This window comes from Faecalibacterium longum, from assembly GCF_040094125.1.
In the GTDB taxonomy this organism is placed as follows: Bacteria; Bacillota; Clostridia; order Oscillospirales; family Ruminococcaceae; genus Faecalibacterium; species Faecalibacterium longum.
In genome coordinates this window covers 1-882 of sequence record NZ_JBBNIH010000004.1, presented here as the reverse complement: position 1 = coordinate 882, position 882 = coordinate 1, and the positions used below count along the sequence as shown (strand labels likewise).

Below are 882 nucleotides of genomic sequence, written 5' to 3'. Positions count from 1 at the left end.
TGCTGCTATAGCTCAGTTGGTAGAGCGCATCCTTGGTAAGGATGAGGTCTCCAGTTCGAATCTGGATAGCAGCTCCAGCTCAGAACATCTTGAGGTTGAAAAACTTCAGGGTGTTTTTTTGTTGTAATTTGTGATTTTGCCTACCTGGGTTGATTTTTTGCGCTGAATGAAGTATACTATCTCTATAATCCAGACGGGATTTAACCAATTATTATTTACGAGAACTATTTCCTCCAATAGATAAACCGCGCCGCAGGTTCGAACATTACCTGTGGCGCGGTTTTTGTTTTTGGCAGAGCGCTCTGCCGGGGAGAACCTCTCAGTCAAAGCCTGTCGGCTTTGCCAGCTCCCCTGATAGGGGAGCCCTTGGCAGGCTGGGTCACTTTGAGCTGACTGCCAAAAGTCCAATATGGCGCAAAAGTGCGGGCTCCGCTGCAGAGGTTAGCTGCTTCTGGACAGCGCACCTTGTCAAGCTGCCGCGGCTCTCTGTAGCGGAGCACTACAGTCCACGAAATAAATAAGCTTTACTCGTTCAGGGGAAACTTGGCCGACATGCCAAAGCCTCCCCTCGTTAGGAGCAACGGCGACGACCGCCGCCAGCGGCGGAAACAGGGAGGAGCTGTTGGGGCCGCGGCCAGCAGGATGCGAGCGACAGCGAAGCAGACGCTGGGAGCCGCAACCCGGGCAGTGGCACGCCGCAGGCGTGACGGAGAGGTTCTATCATGGGCCGGTGCTCGACAGTTGCAACTGTCGATGCAAACAAAAAACCACCTGAATCTCAAGGATTCAAGTGGTTTTCTCTCGATGGAGCTGCTATCCAGATTCGAACTGGAGACCTCATCCTTACCAAGGATGCGCTCTACCAACTGAGCTATAGCAGCA

2 tRNA genes are annotated in these 882 nt (G+C 52.9%); one reads left to right on the top strand and one right to left on the bottom strand.

Annotated features, from left to right (window positions below):
* Position 1: 1 nt before the first annotated feature.
* Positions 2–77: transfer RNA gene (locus AAAU26_RS00030), tRNA-Thr, on the top strand.
* A gap of 728 nt (positions 78–805) precedes the next feature.
* Here the strand turns inward: AAAU26_RS00030 and AAAU26_RS00025 are convergent.
* A tRNA-Thr gene (locus AAAU26_RS00025) sits at positions 806–881 on the bottom strand.
* Between the last annotated feature and the right edge of the window lies 1 nt (position 882).